Below are 1111 nucleotides of genomic sequence, written 5' to 3'. Positions count from 1 at the left end.
CAGCCTGGTTGATTCAATGGTCCGCTCGATATAGTTCAACTTCAAGCCGAGCGTTGTGAGCGGCTGGCGCAAATCATGGCTTATCGCAGCGATAAATTGGTTCTTTTCCGCCATTGCCGCTTCGGCCTGCGATCGCGCCTCTTCGAGAATAATCTCTTTTACACATGCGCGCTCCTGATTGTAACAAAGAAACCATGCGATGAAACAATAGCCAATTAGTTGACCCATATACCAGTAAAACCATACTGGCCGTTCAATTAACAGATAATTTCCCACGCTAAATCCGAATGGGATAGTGCCGAGCACGAGTGAACCCAAAGTTGCACGAAGACTAGGTGCGAGCAGCAGCACAGTAAATGTATAGCTGATCAGCGTCAGCTCCAGGAAGCCAATCCTGCCGGAACCGGTACCATGAAACTGGAATTGGAGGGGGATTAACCCAAAGCTACCCGCCGCCCACCACACCGATGTCAGTATGACCAATGCAGCCCATGCCCCGTGCATCTGCTCGACCGCGTTGACGCCCGCGTGCTTTGGAAGCGCCATGGTCCTTTTCAGTAAATATATTGCCATGGGAGTGGCCATCCCCCACAGTCCCAAGATCCAGACCACACGGAACAAACGATAAATATCCGACGTCTTGATCCAATAGTCGGGTATTATCCAATATCCAGATTTAAGCTCGAACAAGCTTCCGAACAACACCAACGCCATCCAATATACCGCTCGACGCGACAGTGATTCCAATAACTCGCGTTTGACGCGGAGATTCTGCTCGGCACCGAGTGCCGCAACCGGTCCCCGAACAAGATTCACAAATTCACCGAATCTGCGGCGCCCGATTTTGTGAGCTGTTTCACTTGCGCTCAGTGACATTCTGGCCCCGGACTTTTCGCCCACGTCAGAATCACGTCGTGTTCGAGTGCCGGACGCCATGGAAGGCCTCCTCGAAGGGTCACGTTTAGCATACGCCCCTTTGTGCTAGCGGTCTGTGCCCGCTGTGCCGGGAATTGGGTGGAAGGGCAGTCTCAAGAGTCAAGTGCAACGTTTAGCTAATCCGGCCTTCTCTAACTCTTTAGCCATTGCTTCCTCGGGGGAGTCCCAGCCGAGC

General features: G+C 52.7%; 1 pseudogene. It reads right to left on the bottom strand.

What is annotated here, in order from left to right:
• Positions 1 to 936: pseudogene (locus tag HDG33_RS36860) on the bottom strand (hypothetical protein); the annotation flags it as partial.
• Positions 937 to 1111 lie beyond the last annotated feature (175 nt).

It is taken from the genome of Paraburkholderia sp. Cpub6, from assembly GCF_014201065.1.
Taxonomy (GTDB): domain Bacteria; phylum Pseudomonadota; class Gammaproteobacteria; order Burkholderiales; family Burkholderiaceae; genus Paraburkholderia; species Paraburkholderia tuberum.
The sequence above is the reverse complement of the archived record's forward strand: the minus strand, read 5'-3'. Positions and strand labels throughout refer to the sequence as shown.